Origin of the sequence: Verrucosispora sp. WMMC514, from assembly GCF_027497295.1 — a bacterium.
Taxonomy (GTDB): Bacteria; Actinomycetota; Actinomycetes; order Mycobacteriales; family Micromonosporaceae; genus Micromonospora; species Micromonospora palythoicola.
Window position 1 is genome coordinate 2,907,650 of sequence record NZ_CP114906.1, and the last position, 18,102, is coordinate 2,925,751.

13 protein-coding genes are annotated in these 18,102 nt (G+C 72.0%); 8 read left to right on the plus strand and 5 right to left on the minus strand.

The window, feature by feature from the left end:
• Positions 1–4: 4 nt before the first annotated feature.
• Genes O7597_RS13110 through O7597_RS13120 form a run of 3 tightly spaced genes read left to right on the plus strand, consistent with a single transcriptional unit; the run spans position 5 to position 2,660 of the window.
• Entirely contained in the window at positions 5–541 is a 537-nt protein-coding gene (locus O7597_RS13110) for a PadR family transcriptional regulator (protein ID WP_269740320.1), read from the plus strand.
• Entirely contained in the window at positions 538–1,239 is a 702-nt protein-coding gene (locus O7597_RS13115; protein ID WP_281582848.1) for an ABC transporter ATP-binding protein, read from the plus strand. The genes O7597_RS13110 and O7597_RS13115 overlap by 4 nt, the downstream gene beginning before the upstream one ends.
• Positions 1,236–2,660, plus strand: a complete 1,425-nt coding sequence (locus O7597_RS13120) for an FtsX-like permease family protein (protein WP_281582849.1) — start codon at positions 1,236–1,238, stop codon at positions 2,658–2,660. Before O7597_RS13115 ends, O7597_RS13120 begins: the two co-directional genes overlap by 4 nt.
• Positions 2,661–2,706: 46 nt before the next feature.
• Here the strand turns inward: O7597_RS13120 and O7597_RS13125 are convergent, their stop codons facing one another.
• Entirely contained in the window at positions 2,707–3,369 is a 663-nt protein-coding gene (locus O7597_RS13125) for a response regulator transcription factor (protein ID WP_281582850.1), read from the minus strand.
• Positions 3,357–4,646 (minus strand): sensor domain-containing protein, encoded by a 1,290-nt coding sequence (locus O7597_RS13130; RefSeq protein ID WP_269740317.1) that lies wholly within the window; start codon positions 4,644–4,646, stop codon positions 3,357–3,359. Before O7597_RS13130 ends, O7597_RS13125 begins: the two co-directional genes overlap by 13 nt.
• 133 nt (positions 4,647–4,779) lie before the next feature.
• Here O7597_RS13130 and O7597_RS13135 point away from each other — a divergent pair, with 133 nt between their 5' ends.
• Positions 4,780–5,460 (plus strand): DUF998 domain-containing protein, encoded by a 681-nt coding sequence (locus O7597_RS13135; protein ID WP_281582851.1) that lies wholly within the window; start codon positions 4,780–4,782, stop codon positions 5,458–5,460.
• 21 nt (positions 5,461–5,481) lie between these two features.
• On the opposite strand, the gene O7597_RS13140 is transcribed toward O7597_RS13135, so the two are convergent.
• Complete coding sequence (locus O7597_RS13140; RefSeq protein ID WP_281582852.1) at positions 5,482–7,578, minus strand: S9 family peptidase; 2,097 nt, start codon at positions 7,576–7,578, stop codon at positions 5,482–5,484.
• Positions 7,579–7,660: 82 nt separating this feature from the next.
• Here O7597_RS13140 and O7597_RS13145 point away from each other — a divergent pair, with 82 nt between their 5' ends.
• Positions 7,661–9,007, plus strand: a complete 1,347-nt coding sequence (locus O7597_RS13145; RefSeq protein ID WP_281582853.1) for an FAD-binding oxidoreductase — start codon at positions 7,661–7,663, stop codon at positions 9,005–9,007.
• A 6-nt stretch (positions 9,008–9,013) separates the two neighbouring features.
• Here O7597_RS13145 and O7597_RS13150 read toward each other — a convergent pair whose 3' ends face one another.
• Positions 9,014–11,095 (minus strand): SpoIIE family protein phosphatase, encoded by a 2,082-nt coding sequence (locus tag O7597_RS13150; RefSeq protein WP_281582854.1) that lies wholly within the window; start codon positions 11,093–11,095, stop codon positions 9,014–9,016.
• Positions 11,096–11,249: 154 nt separating this feature from the next.
• On the opposite strand from O7597_RS13150, the gene O7597_RS13155 reads away from it, so the two are divergent.
• Both O7597_RS13155 and O7597_RS13160 read left to right on the plus strand, forming a co-directional pair.
• Positions 11,250–15,620: a HAMP domain-containing protein gene (locus tag O7597_RS13155; protein ID WP_281582855.1), complete on the plus strand. Its 4,371-nt coding sequence runs from the start codon at positions 11,250–11,252 to the stop codon at positions 15,618–15,620.
• Entirely contained in the window at positions 15,617–16,177 is a 561-nt protein-coding gene (locus O7597_RS13160; protein ID WP_269740312.1) for a response regulator, read from the plus strand. The genes O7597_RS13155 and O7597_RS13160 overlap by 4 nt, the downstream gene beginning before the upstream one ends.
• 111 nt (positions 16,178–16,288) lie before the next feature.
• Here O7597_RS13160 and O7597_RS13165 read toward each other — a convergent pair whose 3' ends face one another.
• Positions 16,289–16,624 (minus strand): STAS domain-containing protein, encoded by a 336-nt coding sequence (locus O7597_RS13165; protein ID WP_269740311.1) that lies wholly within the window; start codon positions 16,622–16,624, stop codon positions 16,289–16,291.
• A 139-nt stretch (positions 16,625–16,763) separates the two neighbouring features.
• Here O7597_RS13165 and hemL point away from each other — a divergent pair, with 139 nt between their 5' ends.
• Positions 16,764–18,101, plus strand: a complete 1,338-nt coding sequence (gene hemL, locus O7597_RS13170; RefSeq protein WP_281582856.1) for a glutamate-1-semialdehyde 2,1-aminomutase — start codon at positions 16,764–16,766, stop codon at positions 18,099–18,101.
• The last annotated feature ends 1 nt before the right edge of the window (position 18,102 follow it).

An 18,102-nucleotide genomic window follows, 5' to 3' on the forward strand; every position in this document is an offset into this window, starting at 1 on the left:
CGTGGTGTCCACACCGCACCTGCTGTTGGGTCTGCTCGCCACCGGCACCATGCACGGTTACGAGTTGAAGCGGGCCCACGACACGCGGCTGCCGCAGGCCCGCCCGTTGGCGTTCGGGCAGGTCTACGCCACGCTGGGTCGGCTGCTGCGGGACGGGTTGGTGGCGTCCACCGGCCCGGAGCGCCTCGCCGGCCCGGACCGGACGGCGTACACGCTCACCGAGCAGGGGCGGGCCACGCTGGACCGGTGGCTCAGCAGCGTCGAGCCGCCGATGCCGTACGTGAACAGTCCGCTGTTCGCGAAGGTCGTGGTGGCGCTGCTGGTGGCCGACGTGGACCGGGCGCGGGCGTACCTCGTCGCGCAGCGGCGTGCGCACACCGAGCGGCTGCGTGAGCTGACCGCACTGAAGACGGCCCGGTCGGCCAGCGTCGACGACGTCGTGGCGGCTGACTTCGCCATCGCCCATCTCGACGCCGACCTGCGGTGGTTGCACACCACCCTGGACCGGGTCGCCGACTGGCACCGGGAGGTGCACTCGTGACGCTACTTCAGGCTCGCGGTCTGGTGAAGTCGTACGGACCCACACCCGCACTGCGGGGCATCACCCTCGACATCGACGAGGGGGAGATCGTCGCGGTGACCGGGCCGAGCGGCTGCGGCAAGTCCACCCTGCTGCACTGCCTCGCCGGCATCCTGCGGCCGGACGCCGGTGAGGTGAACTGGCGGGGGCACCGGCTGGACACCTGGTCCGAGGCAGCCCGGTCCCGGCTGCGACGTACCGAGTTCGGGGTGCTGTTCCAGTTCGGGCAGCTCGTCCCCGAGCTGACCGCGGCGGAGAACGTCGCCCTTCCGTTGTTGCTCGCCGGCACGGGGCGGCGAGCGGCACGGACGGCGGCGCTCACCTGGTTGACGCGGCTGGGTGTGGCGGAGTGCGCCGACGTGCGTCCCGGCGAGATGTCCGGCGGTCAGCAGCAGCGCTGCGCCACCGCCCGGGCACTGGTCACCGAACCACGGGTGCTCTTCGCCGACGAGCCGACCGGCGCGTTGGACACTCTCGCCGGGGAGCAGGTGCTCACCCAACTGGTCCGGCTGGCCCGGGAACAGCACACCAGCGTCGTCCTGGTCACCCACGAGCCACGGATCGCCGCGTACGCCGATCGTGAGGTGGTCCTGCGCGACGGCGTGATCGACCACACCGGCCTGGGCCTCGACGCGCCGCTCGCCGGCGGCACCCGGTGAGCCTCGCGACCCTGACCAGGCTGGCGCTGGCCGGCAACCGCACCGACGCCGCCCGGGTGGCGTTGACCGCGCTGAGCGCCCTGCTGGCCAGCCTCGCCGGGCTGGCCGCCCTGACGGTGCTGGCCATCCCCGGACCACCGGGTGACCCGTGGCAGCAGTCCGAGCAGTACGTCAGCGCGCTGCTGCGCGAGCCGGGGCTGCGCGGTGGGACGGCGTTCGCGCTGGTGCTGCTGACCATCCCGGTACTCGCCCTGGCCGGGCAGAGCGCCCGGCTGGGTGCGCCGGCACGGGACCGTCGGCTCGCCGCGCTCCGGCTCGCCGGTGCGACCCCCGGCCAGGTGACCCGGGTGGCGATGCTGGAGACCGGGCTCGCCGGCCTGCTCGGCACCCTGGTCGGACTGACCGGCTACCTCGTCGGGCGGTCGGTGCTGCACCGTCCCGACGCCAACGGCCAGTTGGCCCTGCCCACCGACGTCCTGCCGCCGGTGCCGGCCATGGCGATCGTGGTGCTCGGCCTGCCGGTGCTCGCCGCGGCGGCCACCGCCGTCCTGCTGCGACGGGTCGCCACCACGCCGCTCGGCGTGATCCGCCGGGCCGGTCGCACCGGGTCGCCCCGGCCGTGGCCGGCGCTGCTGATCGGGCTCGGCGTGCTGGCGGCGGCGATGGTCGAACCGATCCAGTGGGCGTTGCGGGGCGCCGCCGTCGAGTGGCTGCTCCTGGTCGTCATGCTCGGCATCTTCGGTGCGGTGATGGGGGTGATCTTCGGGGCTGCTTGGATCTCACACCTGGCCGGGCGGACGCTGCACCGCTACGCCCGGCGTCCGGCCGCCCTGCTGGCGGCCCGCCGGCTGACCGACGACCCGTGGGCCAGCAGCCGCACCTTCGCCGCCCTGCTGGCTGCTCTGATCATCGCGGGCGGCGCGGCGGCCTTTCGGGCCTCGTTCCAGCTCCGGGCCGAACTGGAAGAGGAGCAGAACCGGTTGGCCGGCTTCGGTGGCGACGGCTCGCCCGACTCCTTCTATCTGAACACCATGGATCTGGTCGACCTCGCCGTGGCCGTGGCGGTCGCCATCGCCGCCACCGGCCTGCTCGTCACGCTGGTGGAGGGGATCGTCTCCCGCCGCCGGACCTACGCCGCCCTGGTCGCGACCGGCGTGCCCCGGGCCACCATCGGCACCTCGATCACCTGGCAGATCCTGGCCCCCGTGGTGCCGGCCGTACTCATCGCGCTCGGCGCCGGGTACGCCATCGGTCGACTGCTCACCGGCGACCTCAGCCAGGGCGGTCGGACGCCCGACGTACCGCTGCAGCAGTTGGCGGTGCAGGGCGCTGGCGCGATCGTCGCGGTGCTGGTGGTGATCGGGCTGGGACTGCTGTTCCTGCGGTCCGCCACCGAGGTGACGGAACTGCGGGCCGGCTAGCGCCGGCCGGGGCAGCACCGACGTTCCTGGGGCACCGCGCTCGCGGTCAGGTGGGAGCGGCCCGCAGGTAGGTCAGCGTCGCCAACACCCGGCGGTTGGTGTCGTCGTCCGGCGGCAGGCCCAGCTTGGCCAGGATGTTGCCGATGTGCTTGCCGACCGCCGCCTCGGTGACGTGCAGGCGGCCGGCGATCGCCGCGTTGGACCGCCCCTCGGCGACCAGCACCAGCACCTCCCGCTCGCGGGCGGAGAGGTTGGCGAGCGGATCGCGGGGGCGGTGCAGCAACCGGCGGACCACGTCCGGATCGACCACCGTGCCGCCGCCGACGACGGTACGCAGGTTCTCGACGAACTCGGTGACCTCGGCGACCCGGTCCTTGAGCAGATAGCCGACCCGCCGACCGTCGGCGCTGTCGAGCAGCGCGGCGGCGTACTCGGGCTGCACGTGCTGGCTGAGCACCACCACGGCCAGACCGGGTTGCTCGGCGCGCAGCTCCACCGCCGCCCGTAGCCCGTCGTCGCGGTGCCGGGGCGGCATCCGGATGTCGGTCACCACCAGGTCCGGCCGGTGCGTCCGGACGGCGTCCACCAGCGCGGCAGCGGTACCGACGGCGTCGAGCACGTCGAAGCCGAAGCGGGCGAGCAGGGCCACCAGTCCCTCCCGCAGCAGCACCTCGTCCTCGGCGAGCACGACCCGGGTCACGCCTCGCACGGTAGCTCCACCCGGACGACCGTGGGACCGCCCGCCGGGCTGGCCAGCAGCAGCCGGCCCGCGGCGGCGGCCACCCGGTCGGCAAGCCCGGTCAACCCGGTGCCCCGCGCCGGGTCCGCGCCGCCCCGGCCGTCGTCGCTGATCTCGACGACCAGTTTGGTGCCGGTGTCGGTGAGCCGGACCTCGGCGCGGGTCGCCCCGGCGTGCCGGGCGACGTTGCCGAGGGCCTCCGACACCACGAAGTAGGCGGTGGCCTCGACCGTCTCCGGCACCGCGCGGCGCAGGTCGGCGTGCACCTCGACGGGGATGGTGGCCTCGTCGGCGAGTTCCCGGACCGCACCGGCCAACCCCAGGTCGGTGAGGCTCTGCGGACGGATGCCCTGGACGATCTGCCGGAGCAGCACCATCAGTCCCTTCGCCTGCTCGTGCGCCACGGCGAGCGGCCGGGCGGCCGGCGAGTCCTCCGGTACGTCCAGCCGGGCCAGACCGATCTGCAGGCTGAGGCTGGTCAGCCGGGGGTGCGCGCCGTCGTGCAGGTCACGTTCGATGCGCCGGCGCTCCGCCTCGTACGCGTCGACCAACCGGGCGCGCGACCGGGTCACCTCGCGCAGCGCGAGGCCGTCCGGAGCGCCTCGCAGCAGCCATCGCGCGACGGTGCCCTGCGCCATGGCGAGCGCCCCGACCGCGTACCAGAGGACCGGCACGAGCAGCACCCCGACGATCGCGTGCGGGACCGCCTCGGCCGCCGTGTCCGGAGTGGCCCAGAGCAGCGCCACCTCGTCGCCGTTGGCGACCAGGAAGGGGCTGACGATCAGCACGGCGTCCAACAGCACCACTATGGTGAACAGCCAGTACCCGGCCGGGACCAGGCCGCCGAGGACGAACAGGTAGGCGGCCTCCCGCCAGGCGGTGCCGGTGGTGTAGCGGGCGGCGAGACCACGCCACGGCACCGCGGGTATCGGCCGGTTGTCGACCAGGCCGAGCCGGTGCCGTTCGAACGCCGCCACCGGCACGCTGAGCAGCGGTGCCAGCGCCACGATGAGCAGTGCGCCGCCGGTCAGGAAGACGGTGAGCGCCAGCGGCATCGGCCGGCCCTGCCGTGCCCCGTTCGTGGCGGCGACAAGTGGTGCCAGCAGGACGAGCAGCCCGAGGGAGAGCACACCGGCCAACGGCACGCTGGTCAACAGGTACGCCAGGGCGCGCCACGGCCAGCCGGTGAGCGAGTAGCGGGGCCGCCGCAGGGCTTGGGCGAGATGGATCGGCGCGGCTGGGGTCATGCCGCCGACGCTAGTGATCCGACCCGGACGGCCCCAGCCCGCTGGACCCCGTGTCCCGGGTATGGCCAGCACTACCCCGGTCCTCGGCACAGCGGTAGTGCGCCCGCGCCACCGCATCGACTGAAGTGGACGCATGCCTGCGCACCGTCTGGGTTCCTACGCCCTGCTGCTCGCCGCGCCGCTGTTCGCCGCCGGGATCGCGGTGACCGCGCGGGGGTGGCGGCAGCCGCCGTACGACTGGCGTACCCACAACATCAGTGACCTCGGGAATGTCGCCTGCGGCGTCTGGGACACCAGCCGGCCGCGTCCGGTCTGCTCGCCGTGGCATCCGCTGATGAACGGCACGATGATCGCCACCGGGCTGCTCATCATCGCCGGCCTGCTGCTCAGTTGGTCGATGCTCGGCCGTGGTGCGGCCGTACGGGCCGTGCAGCTCGCGGCGCTGACCGCTGCCGGCGGGTACGTGCTGGCCGGCGTCCACCCGGCGGACGTCGACGAGAACCTGCACTTCCTGGCCGCGTTGCTGGTGTTCGGTGCGGGCAACGGCGCGTTGCTGCTCGCGGCGCTGCCCCAGCGGTCAGCGGTGCTCGGTCCGGCCCGTCGGGTCAATCTCCTGCTCGGCCTGACCGGGGTCGCCGGAACCCTGCTCTTCCTCGGGCAGGTGGATCTCGGCTTCGGTGTCGGCGGGATGGAACGGGTGGCCGTGCTCCCGTTCCTGCTCTGGACGGTGGTGATCGGCAGCGGACTCGGTCCCCGTCCCGAGGCGGAGCAGACGGCCCGGCCTGATGCCCCGGCGACACGGTCGCGTCACTGAGACACCAGGCCGGTCGACGCCTCAGGCGCGGCCGAGGCGGTCCAGGGTCCAGGCGTTGATGAACGCCTCCTCCCGCCAGGCGTCGTAGCGCCCGCTCGGCCCGCCGTGACCCGCCTCCATCTCGGTCTTGAGCAGGTAGTCACCCTGCGGCGCGACCGCCCGCAGTCGCGCGATCCACTTCGCCGGCTCGTGGTAGAGCACCCGGGTGTCGTTGAGGCTGGTCATCGCGAGGATCGCCGGGTAGTCGAGGGCGGCGACGTTCTCGTACGGCGTGTACGACTTCATGTACGCGTACACCTCCGGGTCGGCCAGCGGGTTGCCCCACTCCTCCCACTCGGTGACGGTCAGCGGCAGCGACGGGTCCAGGATCGTGTTGAGCGCGTCCACGAACGGCACCTGCGCGACGATGCCGGCGAAGGCGTCCGGTGCCAGGTTCGCCACCGCGCCCATCAGCAGCCCGCCCGCCGAGCCGCCCCGGGCGATCAGCCGGTCCGGCGCCGTCCAGCCGGCCTTGGCCAGGTGCCGGGCACAGGCCACGAAGTCGGTGAAGGTGTTCTTCTTGGCGAGCATCTTGCCGTGGTCGTACCACCGGCGACCCAGCTCGCCCCCGCCCCGGATATGTGCCACCGCGAAGATCACCCCACGGTCCAGCAGGGACAGCCGGCCGACCGAGAACCACGGGTCCATGCTCGCCTCGTACGAGCCGTAGCCGTAGATGACGCAGGGCGCCGAACCGTCCCGGGGGGTGCCGCGCCGGTAGACCAGGGAGATCGGCACCTTGGTGCCGTCGTCGGCCAGCGCCCAGTCGCGCTGCTGCTCGTAGTCCTCCGAGCGGTACACCTGACCGTCCGGCCCGGGCAGCACCGGTCGCTGGCGCAGCAGCGTCATCTCGCGGGTGACCAGGTCGTAGTCGTACACCGAGTCGGGCGTGACCAGCGAGGTGTAGCGCAGCCGCAGCCGCCCGGTGCGGTACTCGGGGTTGGCGTCCAGGCCGACCGTGTGCAGCGGCTCCGGGAACTCGATGTCGTGGGCGTCGCCGCCGCCGACGGGCAGCACCCGCAGCCCGGTCAGGCCGTTGCTGCGTACCGAGACGACCAGGTGGTCGGCGAAGGCGTCGACCGACTCCAGTCGGGTGCCCGGCGAGTGCTCGATCAGCGGCACCCAGTCGCCCGGGGCGTCGGCCGAGGTGTACGCGAGGGCGAAGTCCTCGGCGTCGTCGTTGTGCAGGATGAGGAACCGGTGACCGTGGTGCTCCACCGAGTACTCGACACCCTGCCGGCGGGGCGCGATCACCGCGGGCTCGCCCGTCGGGTTGCCGGCCGGGATCACCCGTACCTCGCTGGTGAGCTTGCTGGCGATGTCGATGAGCACGAACCGTTCCGAGCGGGTCAGCTCGACCCCCACCCAGAACCGCTCGTCGTCCTCGGCGTGCACCACCACGTCGTCGGCGGCGGCGGTGCCGATCACGTGTCGCCAGACCCGGTTGGGTCGCCACGCCTCGTCCACCGTGACGTAGAACAGCACCGTGGCGTCGGCGGACCACGCGGTGCCGTAGAAGGTGCCGGGGATCTCGTCGGGCAGCAGCTCACCGGTGCTCAGGTCCTTGACCCGCAGGGTGAACCGTTCGTCGCCGGAAAAGTCGGTGGAGTAGGCCAGATAGCGCCCGTCGGGGCTGACGTCGAAGGCGCCGAGCGAGAAGAAGTCGCGTCCCTCGGCCAGTTCGTTACCGTCCAGCAGCACCTGCTCGCCGTCCAGCGGAGCACCGTCGGCGCTGATCGGCGGGGTGGTCTCGTCGGGGTGGACCACCCGGCGGCAGTGCACACCGTATTGCTGGCCCTGGACCGTGCGGGTGTAGTACCAGTGCTGGCCCTTGCGGGTCGGCACGGACAGGTCGGTTTCCTGGGTCCGTCGCCGGATCTCCTCGAACAACTCCGTACGCAGCCCGGACAGGTGTGCCGTCCGGGCCTCGGTCCAGGCGTTCTCGGCGTTCAGATACTTGATCGTTTCTGGATCGTCCTTGGTGGCGAGCCAGGCGTACTCGTCGACGACGGTGTCGCCGTGGTGGACACGTTCGGTCGGCACCCGCCTGGCCGCGGGAACGGGGGTCTCGGTGGTCACGGCGTCACGTTACCGGCCGTAGCGACATGTGGCGCGGCGCAATTCCACCTCCGATCGTTCGAACACATGTACGATCGCCGGCATGGTGCCACCCCCTCCCGCCGGTGCGTCCGGTGTCCGCGACATCACCCGCCGACTGGCCGAGATCTGCGGTCCGCGCTTCGCCCGCCTCGCCGGCCCCGCCGACGAGGTGGCCGGCAGCACCGCCCGCTGGGTGGCGGTGCCCGGCGGCCCGCACGCCGCCGCGCAGGTGCTCCGGCTGGCCGCCCGGCACGACCTGAGCGTGGTGCCCCGAGGCGCCGGCACCAAGATCGACTGGGGTGCGCCGCCCGAGCGGGTCGACATCATGCTCGACACCGGAAGACTGGCCGGCATCGGGCACCAGGCCCCGGATCGCGGCACGGCCGAGATCGGTGCCGGTACGCCGCTGCGCGCGGTCCAGGCCATCCTGGAGCGCACCGGCCGGCGACTGGCGTTGGACGCCCCCTCGCCGGGTGCCACCCTCGGCGGGGTGCTGGCGGCGGACGAGGCCGGCCCGCTGCGGCACCGGCACGGCACCGCCTGCGACCAGCTCGTCGGCCTGCGCTACCTGGCCGCCGACGGTGAGCTGGCCGAGGCGGGTGGTGGAGCGGCCGGGCTGGCCGAGGCGCGGCTGCTGTGCGGCTCGGAGGGCGCGCTCGGCGTGCTGGTCGGCGCGACGCTGCGGGTGCAGGCGGTGCCGGCCGCGCGGGTGTGGGTGACCCGACCGGTGTGGACCCCACTGGAGGTGCACGACCTGATCCAGGCGGTGCTCGCCGCCCGGCTCGACCCGGCCGCGATCGAGCTGGACCTGCCGGTCGGCACCGGCTGCCGGCCCCGGCGGGACCGCCGCGCCGAGTCGATGGCGCTGCACCCGTCGATGACCGGGCGCGTGCCGACCGGCCCGGCGGGCACCGGTTCGCTCGTGGTGCTGCTCGAGGGTGGCCCCGCGGAGGTGGCGGAGCGGACCGACCGGCTGGTCGGTCTCCTCGGCGCCCGCGCGACGGTCGCCCGCACGGCACCCCCGTGGTGGCGCAGCTATCCCTTCGCCCCCGGCGACACGGCACTGCGACTGGAGGTGCCGATGACCGACCTGCACGCCGCCGTCTACGCCCTGCGTGACGCGGCCGGCGGCCCGGTGCCGGTACGCGGCTCGGCCGGGCTCGGCGTGGTGCACGCCGCCCTGCCCGGGGCGATGGCACCGAGCCGGGTCGCGTCGATCCTGGCCGCGGTGCGTGGCGTGCTGCTCGCCCGACAGGGCCGGTGCGTGGTGCTCGCCGCCCCGCCGGCCGTCCGCCGCACCGTCGACCTGTGGGGTGAGCGCGCCGACCTGGCCCAGCTACGCGCCGTCAAGCAGCACCTGGACCCCACCCACCGCCTCGCCCCCGGCCGCCTCCCCGGCGGCCTCTAGGCCGATTCACCGGTCGGGCAGCGCGTCGTTGCGGAGGACGAGGATGGCGATGTCGTCGCGAGGTTCCTCGACCGAGAAGTTGATCGCGGTGGCGCGCAGCCGGGCCGCCACCACGTCCGCCGAGTAGCCGGCCAGCGGCGCGGCGGCGTCGCGCAGCCGCCCGGTGCCGAACAGTTCCCGGCCCCGGCGACGCTCGGTCACCCCGTCGGTGTAGAAAACCAGGCAGTCGCCCGGCTCGAGACTGAGCTGCGCGGTGGGCGAGGCGATCGCGTCGAGCAGCCCGAGGGCGGTGCCACCGGTGCCGACGAAGGCGGCCGGACCGCCGCTGGACCGCAGCAGCACCGGCCGGTCGTGGCCGGCCAGGTGCAGCCCGACGTCGAGCCGGTCGCCCTCGCCCGGCCCGACCGCCGCCAACGCCAGCGTGCAGTAGCGGCCGGCACCCCGCTCGACGAGCGTCTCGTTGAGCCGGGCCAGCACCTCCGGCAGCGGCTTGCCGTCGCCGGCCAGCACCCGGATCACGTCCCGCACCAGCCCGGTGACCGCCGCCGCCTGCACGCCCTTGCCGGAGACGTCGCCAATCACCACCAGCCAGCGCCCGTCCGGCAGCGGCACCACGTCGTAGAAGTCGCCACCGACGTCGACGTCCCCGCCGGTCGGCACGTACTCGGCGGCGAAGCCGATGCCCTCGACCACCGGCAGCACCGGCGGCAGCAACGACTGCTGCAGGGTCTGGGCGACCCGGCGGCGCTCGGCGTGGATGCGGGCGTTCTCGATGGCGAGCGCGGCCCGCCGGGCCACGTCCTCCAGCACGGCGATCTCGTCCGGGTCCTGCCGGTGCCGCTGGTGGCGTCCGACCGCCAGCGTGCCGAGGCGCTGCCCACGGGCGATCAACGGTACGGCGAAGCCCTCCATCGGCGCGCCGAGCGGGGTGCGGGTGCCGTTGCGGCTGGCCTCACGCAGCCGGGCCAGGACGGAATCCGGGCCGGCCTCGCGGAGCATGGCGTGCAACTGCGGCAGCATCGACTCGTCGGCGTGGCTGGCCGCCGCGAGCCGGAGCCGGCCCCACTCGTCGGTGGTGTGCACCGCGCACCACTGGCCGAGCCGGGGCACCACCAGCTGCGGGATGAGCGCCATGGTCAGTTCCACGTCCAGCGACTGGGCGAGCAGCTCGCTGGCCTCGGCGAGGAAGGTCAGCCAGGCCTGCCGGCGTACGTCCGCCCGGCGCAGCCGGTCGTTCTCCAGGTGCAGCGAGAGCCGCTCGGCGGTCAGCACCGCCAACGGCTGGGCGTACGCGGTGGGCGCGGCGTCCAGTTCCAGCTCACCGGCGTACGGGCGGTGCACGGCCAACGGCACCCGGAGCAGGTCGTTGCCGGCCCGGGGCTGACGGCCGTAGCGGGCGAGGACCTGGGCACCCTGGCCGTCGCCGCGGTCCAGCCGCACCACGCCACCGGCGGCACCGACCATCTCCGCCACCCGGGTCAGCAGGCCGGCGGCGAAGTCCGGCAGCGGATCCTCGGCGTACGGGTCGGGGGTGGTCTGCATCAGCGCGTTCATCGCGCCGGCGCTGGGTACGGCGGTCTGTCCGGCGCCGTCCGGTTGGGTGGCGCTCGCCGGTGGTGCGGGGGTGGTCGGCCCCTTCCCCTTGCGGTCGGCCCGGTCCAGCCGGAACCACACACCCTTGCCGGTGCGCAGATAGGTGGTGCCCCAGCGGCTGGCGAAGTGGTCGACCAGTAGCAGGCCGCGCCCCCGCTCGGCGACCTCGGCGATGTCGGTGGCCAGGTTGCGTACCCCGACGGTCAGCTCGTCGACCGGGCCGGCGGCGAAGTCGGAGACCGTCACGGTCAGCCCCGCCTGGTCGGCGGTGACCTCGATGTCCAGTTCCGTGCGGGCGTGCTCGACCGCGTTCGTGGACAACTCGGTGGTCAATAGAAGTGCCTCGTTGAGCAGTTCGTCCAGGTCTGCCTCCGCGAGCACGGACCGGACGACCGCGCGGGCGGCGGCCGGCGTACGGCGGTCGGCGGGAAGCCGGACGCGCCGCACGTGCTCGTCTGGGCCCGTCCTCGTCGCGGGCCCCGCCTCCGCTGACACCCTCGTATCCTCCACCGACACTCCGCCGCTGCCAAGCTGATCACCACCGGCTCTTTGCCGTCGGACGGCGCCGTGCCGTGGCGTTTTCGAGGTCACGGGGACAATGATGGGGTGGCCGGTGGGAGCCGGTGTACCCCGAGGTGAGCGAGGAATGATGACCACGGCGAAACAGTCGGTGACCGCGGAGACCTCCGCCGCCGACCACGATGCGGTCCTCACCGAGCTGGCTGAGGCGCTACGGCGGGTCCGGGGCGGTGACCTCAAGGTGCGGTTGCCCCGGCGCTCGGGCGCGGCCGGTGAGGTGGCGGACGCCTTCAACGACGTGGTGTCGCTCCAGGAGCGGCAGCACCTGGACCTGCGCCGGATCAGTCGGGTCGTGGGCCGCGACGGCCGGCTGACCGAGCGCCTGGACGAGGAGGGGCTGGACGGCTCCTGGGCGGAGGGTCAGCGGGCGGTCAACTCGCTGATCGACGACCTGGGCCGGCCCACCACCGAGATCGCCCGGGTCATCGTGGCGGTCGCCGACGGTGACCTCACCCAGCACATGGCGCTGGAGATCGACGGTCGCCCGCTGCGTGGTGAGTACCTGCGCATCGGCCGCACGGTCAACACCATGGTCGACCAGCTCTCGTCGTTCTCCAACGAGGTGACCCGGGTGGCCCGGGAGGTGGGCACCGAGGGCAAGCTGGGTGGCCAGGCCGACGTCCGTGGCGTCGCCGGCACCTGGAAGGACCTCACCGACTCGGTGAACACCATGGCGTCGAACCTGACCGGCCAGGTGCGGTCGATCTCCCAGGTGGCGACCGCGGTGGCCAAGGGTGACCTCTCCCAGAAGATCACCGTCAGTGCTCGCGGCGAGGTCGCCGAGCTGGCCGACACGATGAACTCGCTGACCGACACGCTGCGCCTCTTCGCCGAGCAGGTGACGCGGGTGGCCCGGGAGGTGGGCACCGAGGGCAAGCTCGGCGGTCAGGCGGAGGTGCCGGGCGTCGCGGGCACCTGGAAGGACCTGACCGACAGCGTCAACTCGATGGCGTCGAACCTGACCGCCCAGGTGCGCAACATCGCCCAGGTCTCCACGGCGGTCGCCCGGGGTGACCTTTCGCAGAAGATCACCGTGGCCGCGCAGGGCGAGATCCTGGAACTCAAGGACACCGTCAACACGATGGTGGACCAGTTGTCGTCGTTCGCCGACGAGGTGACTCGGGTGGCCCGGGAGGTGGGCACCGAGGGCAAGCTGGGCGGTCAGGCGCAGGTACGCGGCGTCTCCGGCACCTGGCGTGACCTCACCGAGAACGTCAACCAGCTCGCCGGCAACCTGACCAGCCAGGTCCGCAACATCTCCCAGGTCTCCACCGCCGTCGCCAAGGGTGACCTGAGCCAGAAGATCACTGTCGACGCCCGGGGCGAGATCCTGGAGCTGAAGAACACCGTCAACACGATGGTGGACCAGTTGTCGTCGTTCGCCGACGAGGTGACCCGGGTGGCCCGGGAGGTGGGTACCGAGGGCAAGCTCGGCGGTCAGGCGCAGGTCAAGGGCGTCAGCGGTACGTGGCGGGATCTGACCGACAACGTGAACTCGATGGCGTCGAACCTGACCAGCCAGGTGCGCAACATCGCCTCGGTGACCACGGCGGTGGCGCGCGGTGACCTGTCGCAGAAGATCACGGTGGATGCCCGGGGCGAGATCCTGGAGTTGAAGTCGACGGTGAACACGATGGTGGATCAGCTGTCGTCGTTCGCCGACGAGGTGACCCGGGTGGCCCGTGAGGTGGGCACCGAGGGCAACCTCGGCGGTCAGGCGCAGGTCAAGGGCGTCAGCGGTACGTGGCGGGATCTGACCGACAACGTCAACTCGATGGCGTCGAACCTGACCGCCCAGGTGCGGAACATCGCCCAGGTCTCCACGGCGGTGGCCAAGGGCGACCTGAGCCAGAAGATCACGGTGGATGCCCGGGGCGAGATCCTGGAGTTGAAGTCGACGGTGAACACGATGGTGGATCAGCTGTCGTCGTTCGCCGACGAGGTGACCCGGGTGGCCCGTGAGGTGGGCACCGAGGGCAAGCTGGGCGGTCAGGCCCAGGTACGCGGCGTCGCCGGCACCTGGCGCGATCTGACCGACAACGTGAACTCGATGGCGTCGAACCTGACCAGCCAGGTGCGGAACATCGCCTCGGTCACCACCGCGGTGGCCAACGGTGACCTGTCGCAGAAGATCACGGTCGACGCGCAGGGCGAGATCCTGGAGCTGAAGAACACCGTCAACACGATGGTGGACCAGTTGTCGTCGTTCGCCGACGAGGTGACCCGGGTGGCCCGCGAGGTGGGTACCGAGGGCAAGCTCGGCGGTCAGGCGCAGGTCAAGGGGGTCTCCGGCACCTGGCGTGACCTCACCGAGAACGTCAACCAGCTCGCCTCGACGCTCACCACCCAGCTGCGGGCGATCGCCCGGGTCTCGACCTCGGTGACCCGGGGTGACCTCACCCAACGGATCGCGGTGAAGGCCCAGGGTGAGGTCGCCGAGCTGAAGGACAACATCAACCAGATGATCGTCACCCTGCGGGAGACGACCCACAAGAACGCCGAGCAGGGGTGGCTCGACTCCAACCTGGCCCGCATCGGCGGGCTGCTCCAGGGGCAGCGGGATCTCGGCGAGGTCTGCCGAATGATCATGCAGGAGGTCACACCGCTCGTCGACGCGCAGCTTGGCGCGTTCTTCCTGGTGGACAACTCCGAGGGCGTGATGCGGCTGCGGTTGACCGCCTCGTACGGCTATGTGTCCCGGGGGCACGACGTGACCTTCGGACCGGGCGAGGGGCTGGTCGGCCAGGCCGCGCTGTCCCGGCGCACCATCCGGGTCGGCGCCGTACCGGACGGTCGGATCACGCTGCGGTCCGGGCTGGCGGACACCCCACCGGCGGACCTGGTCATCCTGCCGGTCCTGTTCGAGGGCGAGCTGCTCGGCGTGATCGAGTTCGCCACCGTCACGCCCTTCTCCGAGCTGCACCTGTCGTTCCTGGAGCGGCTGGTCTCCACCATCGGCATCGCGGTCAACACCATCCAGGCGAACCGGCGTACGGAGGAGTTGCTCGCCCAGTCGCAGCGGCTGGCACACGAGTTGCAGGAGCAGTCGGCGGAGTTGCAGCGGACCAACGCCGAGCTGGAGGACAAGGCCAAGCTGCTGTCGGAGCAGAAGGCGAACATCGAGACCCAGAACCGGGAGATCGAACTGGCCCGGCTGGGCCTGGAGGACAAGGCGCAGCAGCTCACCCGGGCCTCGGCGTACAAGTCGGAGTTCCTGGCGAACATGAGCCACGAGCTGCGTACGCCGTTGAACTCGCTGCTGCTGCTGGCCCGGCTGCTCATGGAGAACTCGGAGCGGAACCTCACGCCGAAGCAGATCGAGTTCGCCCGCACGATCCACGGCTCCGGGTCGGACCTGCTCCGCCTGATCGACGACATCCTGGACCTTTCCAAGATCGAGGCCGGGCGGATGGACGTCGAGCCGACCGAGGTCCGGTTCACCGAGATCTGCACCTACGTGGAGCAGGCGTTCGCCCCGCAGGCCGAGGAGAAGGGCCTGGACTTCCAGGTACGCATCGGCAAGGACCTGCCGCCGGCCGTGGTGACCGACGCGCAGCGGCTCCAGCAGGTGCTGCGTAACCTGCTGTCGAACGCGGTGAAGTTCACCGACAACGGTGCGGTGACCCTGCGTATCTCCCGGGCGCCGGAGCACGCGGTGTTCGACGTGCCGGCGCTGACGAACGCCCGGCAGGTGATCGCCTTCACGGTGATCGACACCGGGATCGGGATCTCCGACGACAAGTTGTCGCTGATCTTCGAGGCGTTCCAGCAGGCGGACGGCACCACCAGTCGCCGGTACGGCGGTACCGGGCTGGGCCTGTCGATCAGCCGCGATCTGGCCCGGTTGATCGGTGGCACCATCACGGTCGCCTCGGCACCCGGTCAGGGATCGACGTTCACGCTCTACCTGCCCGACGTACTGGCGCCGGACGCGGTGGTGGCACCCGCCCCACCGTCACCGCAGCGGGCGGGGCTGCCGTCCTCGCTGCTGATGCCGCCGATGGAGCTGCTGTCGGAGGCACCCGAGGCACCGAAGACCCGTCAGCTGGACGGTGCGACCGTGCTGATCGTCGACGACGACGTGCGTAACGTCTTCGCGTTGACCAGCGCGCTCGAACTGCACGGCATGACCGTGCTGTACGCCGACAACGGCGCCGACGGGGTTCGCCTGTTGGCCGAACACCCGGAGGTCGATATCGTCCTGATGGATGCGATGATGCCCGATCAGGACGGATACGAGACAACCCGGCAGATCAGGCGTAACCATCGGTTCGCGGACCTGCCGATCGTGTTCCTGACCGCGAAGGCCATGCCGGGCGACCGGGAGTCGGCGATCGCGGCCGGGGCCAGCGACTACATCACCAAGCCGGTCGACCTGGACCAGCTGATCGAGCTGATGGGCACCTGGATCAGTGGCAGCCGTACCGAGGAGGGTTCGTGACTCAGGTGGCGAAGGCGCTGCTGGTCGATGATCGCCGGGAGAACCTGATGGCCCTGGAGGCGATCCTCCAGGGGCTGCCGGTGCAGTCGGTCGCCGTGGAGAGCGGTGAGGCGGCGCTGAAGCAGTTGCTCGTGGACGACTTCGCGGTGATCCTGCTGGACGCCCAGATGCCGGACATGGACGGGTTCGAGACGGCCAGCCACATCAAGCGGCGGGAGCGTACCCGGCACGTCCCGATCATCTTCCTGACCGCTGCCGACCGGGACGCCCAACTGGCCCTGCGCGGCTACGCGGCCGGTGCGGTGGACTACCTCACCAAGCCGTTCGACCCGTGGGTGCTGCGGGCCAAGGTCTCCGTCTTCGTCGAGCTGTGGACCAAGACCCGCCAACTGGCCGCGCAGTCCGAGATGGTCCGCGAGCGCGACGCCCAGTGGCGGTTGCTCACCAACGCCGTCGACGAGGCCACCACCCTGCTCCGCGACACCGATGCCCCGGAGTCCCGCTCCCGCGCCGTAACCCTCCTGGAACAAGCCCGCTGGGGCACCACCCCCGACTAACCCGCCCACCCCCGAGCCCTCCCCGTTGATCATGAGGTTAGCGGCGATTTGAAGATCGAAATCGCTGCTAACCTCGTGATCAACGCGCGTCAGTGGGGGTGAGGGGGTGGATCAGGGGGTGGGGGTGTCGTTGCGGATCATCAGGGCGCTGCGTAGGCCGGTGATGTCCAGGACGCGGAGCAGGAACTCGCCGACGTTCGTCAGCACGAGCAGGGCTTGGGCGTGGCTGGCCTTGCGGCTGAGGACGACCAGGGTGCCCAGACCCTGCGAATCGCAGAACGTCACGCCCCCGAGATCCAGGACGATCCGGGGCGGGGGCTCGGTGAGAACCTCGTTGACGACGGTCGACAGCTGGGCGGCCGTTTGCATGTCGATCTCACCGGCAAGGCGGAGCACGGCTTCGTCGCCCGTTCGGTGTACGGTGATGGACAGTTCGGCACGATCCACCGGGTCAGCCTATCGCGATCTCCGTCGCCCGGCCTGTCGAGGCGTGCCGTCCCGGCGCAGCGTGCCGGGGGTGAGCCCGGTAACCCCAAGCCGGGGTGGCTGCCGATCCGCAGCCGGGCGCTGACACAATGGCGGCATCGTGACCGAGGTGTTTACCGCCGGCTCCGACCGCTACCCGGTCGACGCGCCGGCCTCAGCGGCCCTGTTCGACCGCGCCTGCGCCATCGTGCCGGGCGGGGTGAACTCCCCTGTGCGCGCCTTCCGGGCGGTCGGCGGCACCCCACGCTTCATGGTCCGAGGTGAGGGCCCGTGGCTCCATGACGCGGACGGTCGCCGCTACGTCGACCTGGTCTGCTCCTGGGGTCCGCTGATCCTGGGCCACGCCCACCCCGAGGTGGTCGCTGCCGTGCAGGCCGCCGCCGCCAACGGCACCAGTTTCGGTACGCCCACCCCCGGCGAGGTCGAGCTGGCCGACGAGATCGTCGCGCGTACCCCGGTCGAGCAGGTCCGGCTGGTCAACTCGGGTACCGAGGCGACCATGTCGGCGATCCGCCTGGCCCGGGGTCACACCGGCCGCTCGAAGATCATCAAGTTCGCCGGCTGCTACCACGGGCACGTCGACGCGCTGCTGGCCGCCGCCGGCTCCGGCGTGGCCACCCTGGGCCTGCCCGATTCGCCGGGGGTCACCGGCGCGGCGGCCAGCGAGACGATCGTGTTGCCCTACAACGACGTGACCGCCGTCGAGGCGGCCTTCGCCGCCGAGGGTCAGCACATCGCCGCGGTGATCACCGAGGCCGCACCGGGCAACATGGGTGTGGTCGCGCCCCGCGACGGGTTCAACGCACAGCTGGCCCGGATCGCGCATGCGCACGGTGCCCTGCTGATCGTCGACGAGGTGATGACCGGGTTCCGGGTCTCCCGTGCCGGCTGGCACGGACTCGACCCGGTCGAGGCGGACCTGTGGACGTACGGCAAGGTCATGGGCGGTGGGCTGCCCGCCGCGGCGTTCGGCGGGCGCGCGGAGATCATGTCGCGACTGGCGCCGGCCGGTCCCGTCTACCAGGCCGGCACCCTCTCCGGGAACCCGCTCGCCTGCGCGGCCGGGCTGACCACGCTGCGGCTCGCCGACGACGCGCTCTACCGCCGGCTGGACGACACGGCCGCCACGGTGGGCAGGCTCGCCACCGACGCGCTGTCCGCCGCCGGGGTTCCACACCGACTGTCGTACGCCGGCAACATGTTCTCGATCTTCTTCACCGACGCCGACGTGGTCGACTACGACAGCGCCCGTACCCAGCAGGTGCCGGCGTTCAAGGCGTTCTTCCACGCGATGCTCGCCGCCGGCGTCTACCTGCCGCCGAGCGCGTTCGAGTCCTGGTTCGTCTCGGCGGCGATCGACGATGCCGCCCTGGAACAGATCGCCGCCGCGCTGCCGACGGCGGCCAACGCGGCGGCGGCGGCAGGTCACGGGGGGTAGT

Bases quoted from the DNA above. Each gene is read 5' to 3' on its own strand.
- O7597_RS13130 (WP_269740317.1), bottom strand. From the start codon at position 4,646: ATGACCCCAGCCGCGCCGATCCATCTCGCCCAAGCCCTGCGGCGGCCC.
- O7597_RS13135 (WP_281582851.1), top strand. From the start codon at position 4,780: ATGCCTGCGCACCGTCTGGGTTCCTACGCCCTGCTGCTCGCCGCGCCG.
- O7597_RS13145 (WP_281582853.1), top strand. From the start codon at position 7,661: ATGGTGCCACCCCCTCCCGCCGGTGCGTCCGGTGTCCGCGACATCACC.
- O7597_RS13155 (WP_281582855.1), top strand. From the start codon at position 11,250: ATGACCACGGCGAAACAGTCGGTGACCGCGGAGACCTCCGCCGCCGAC.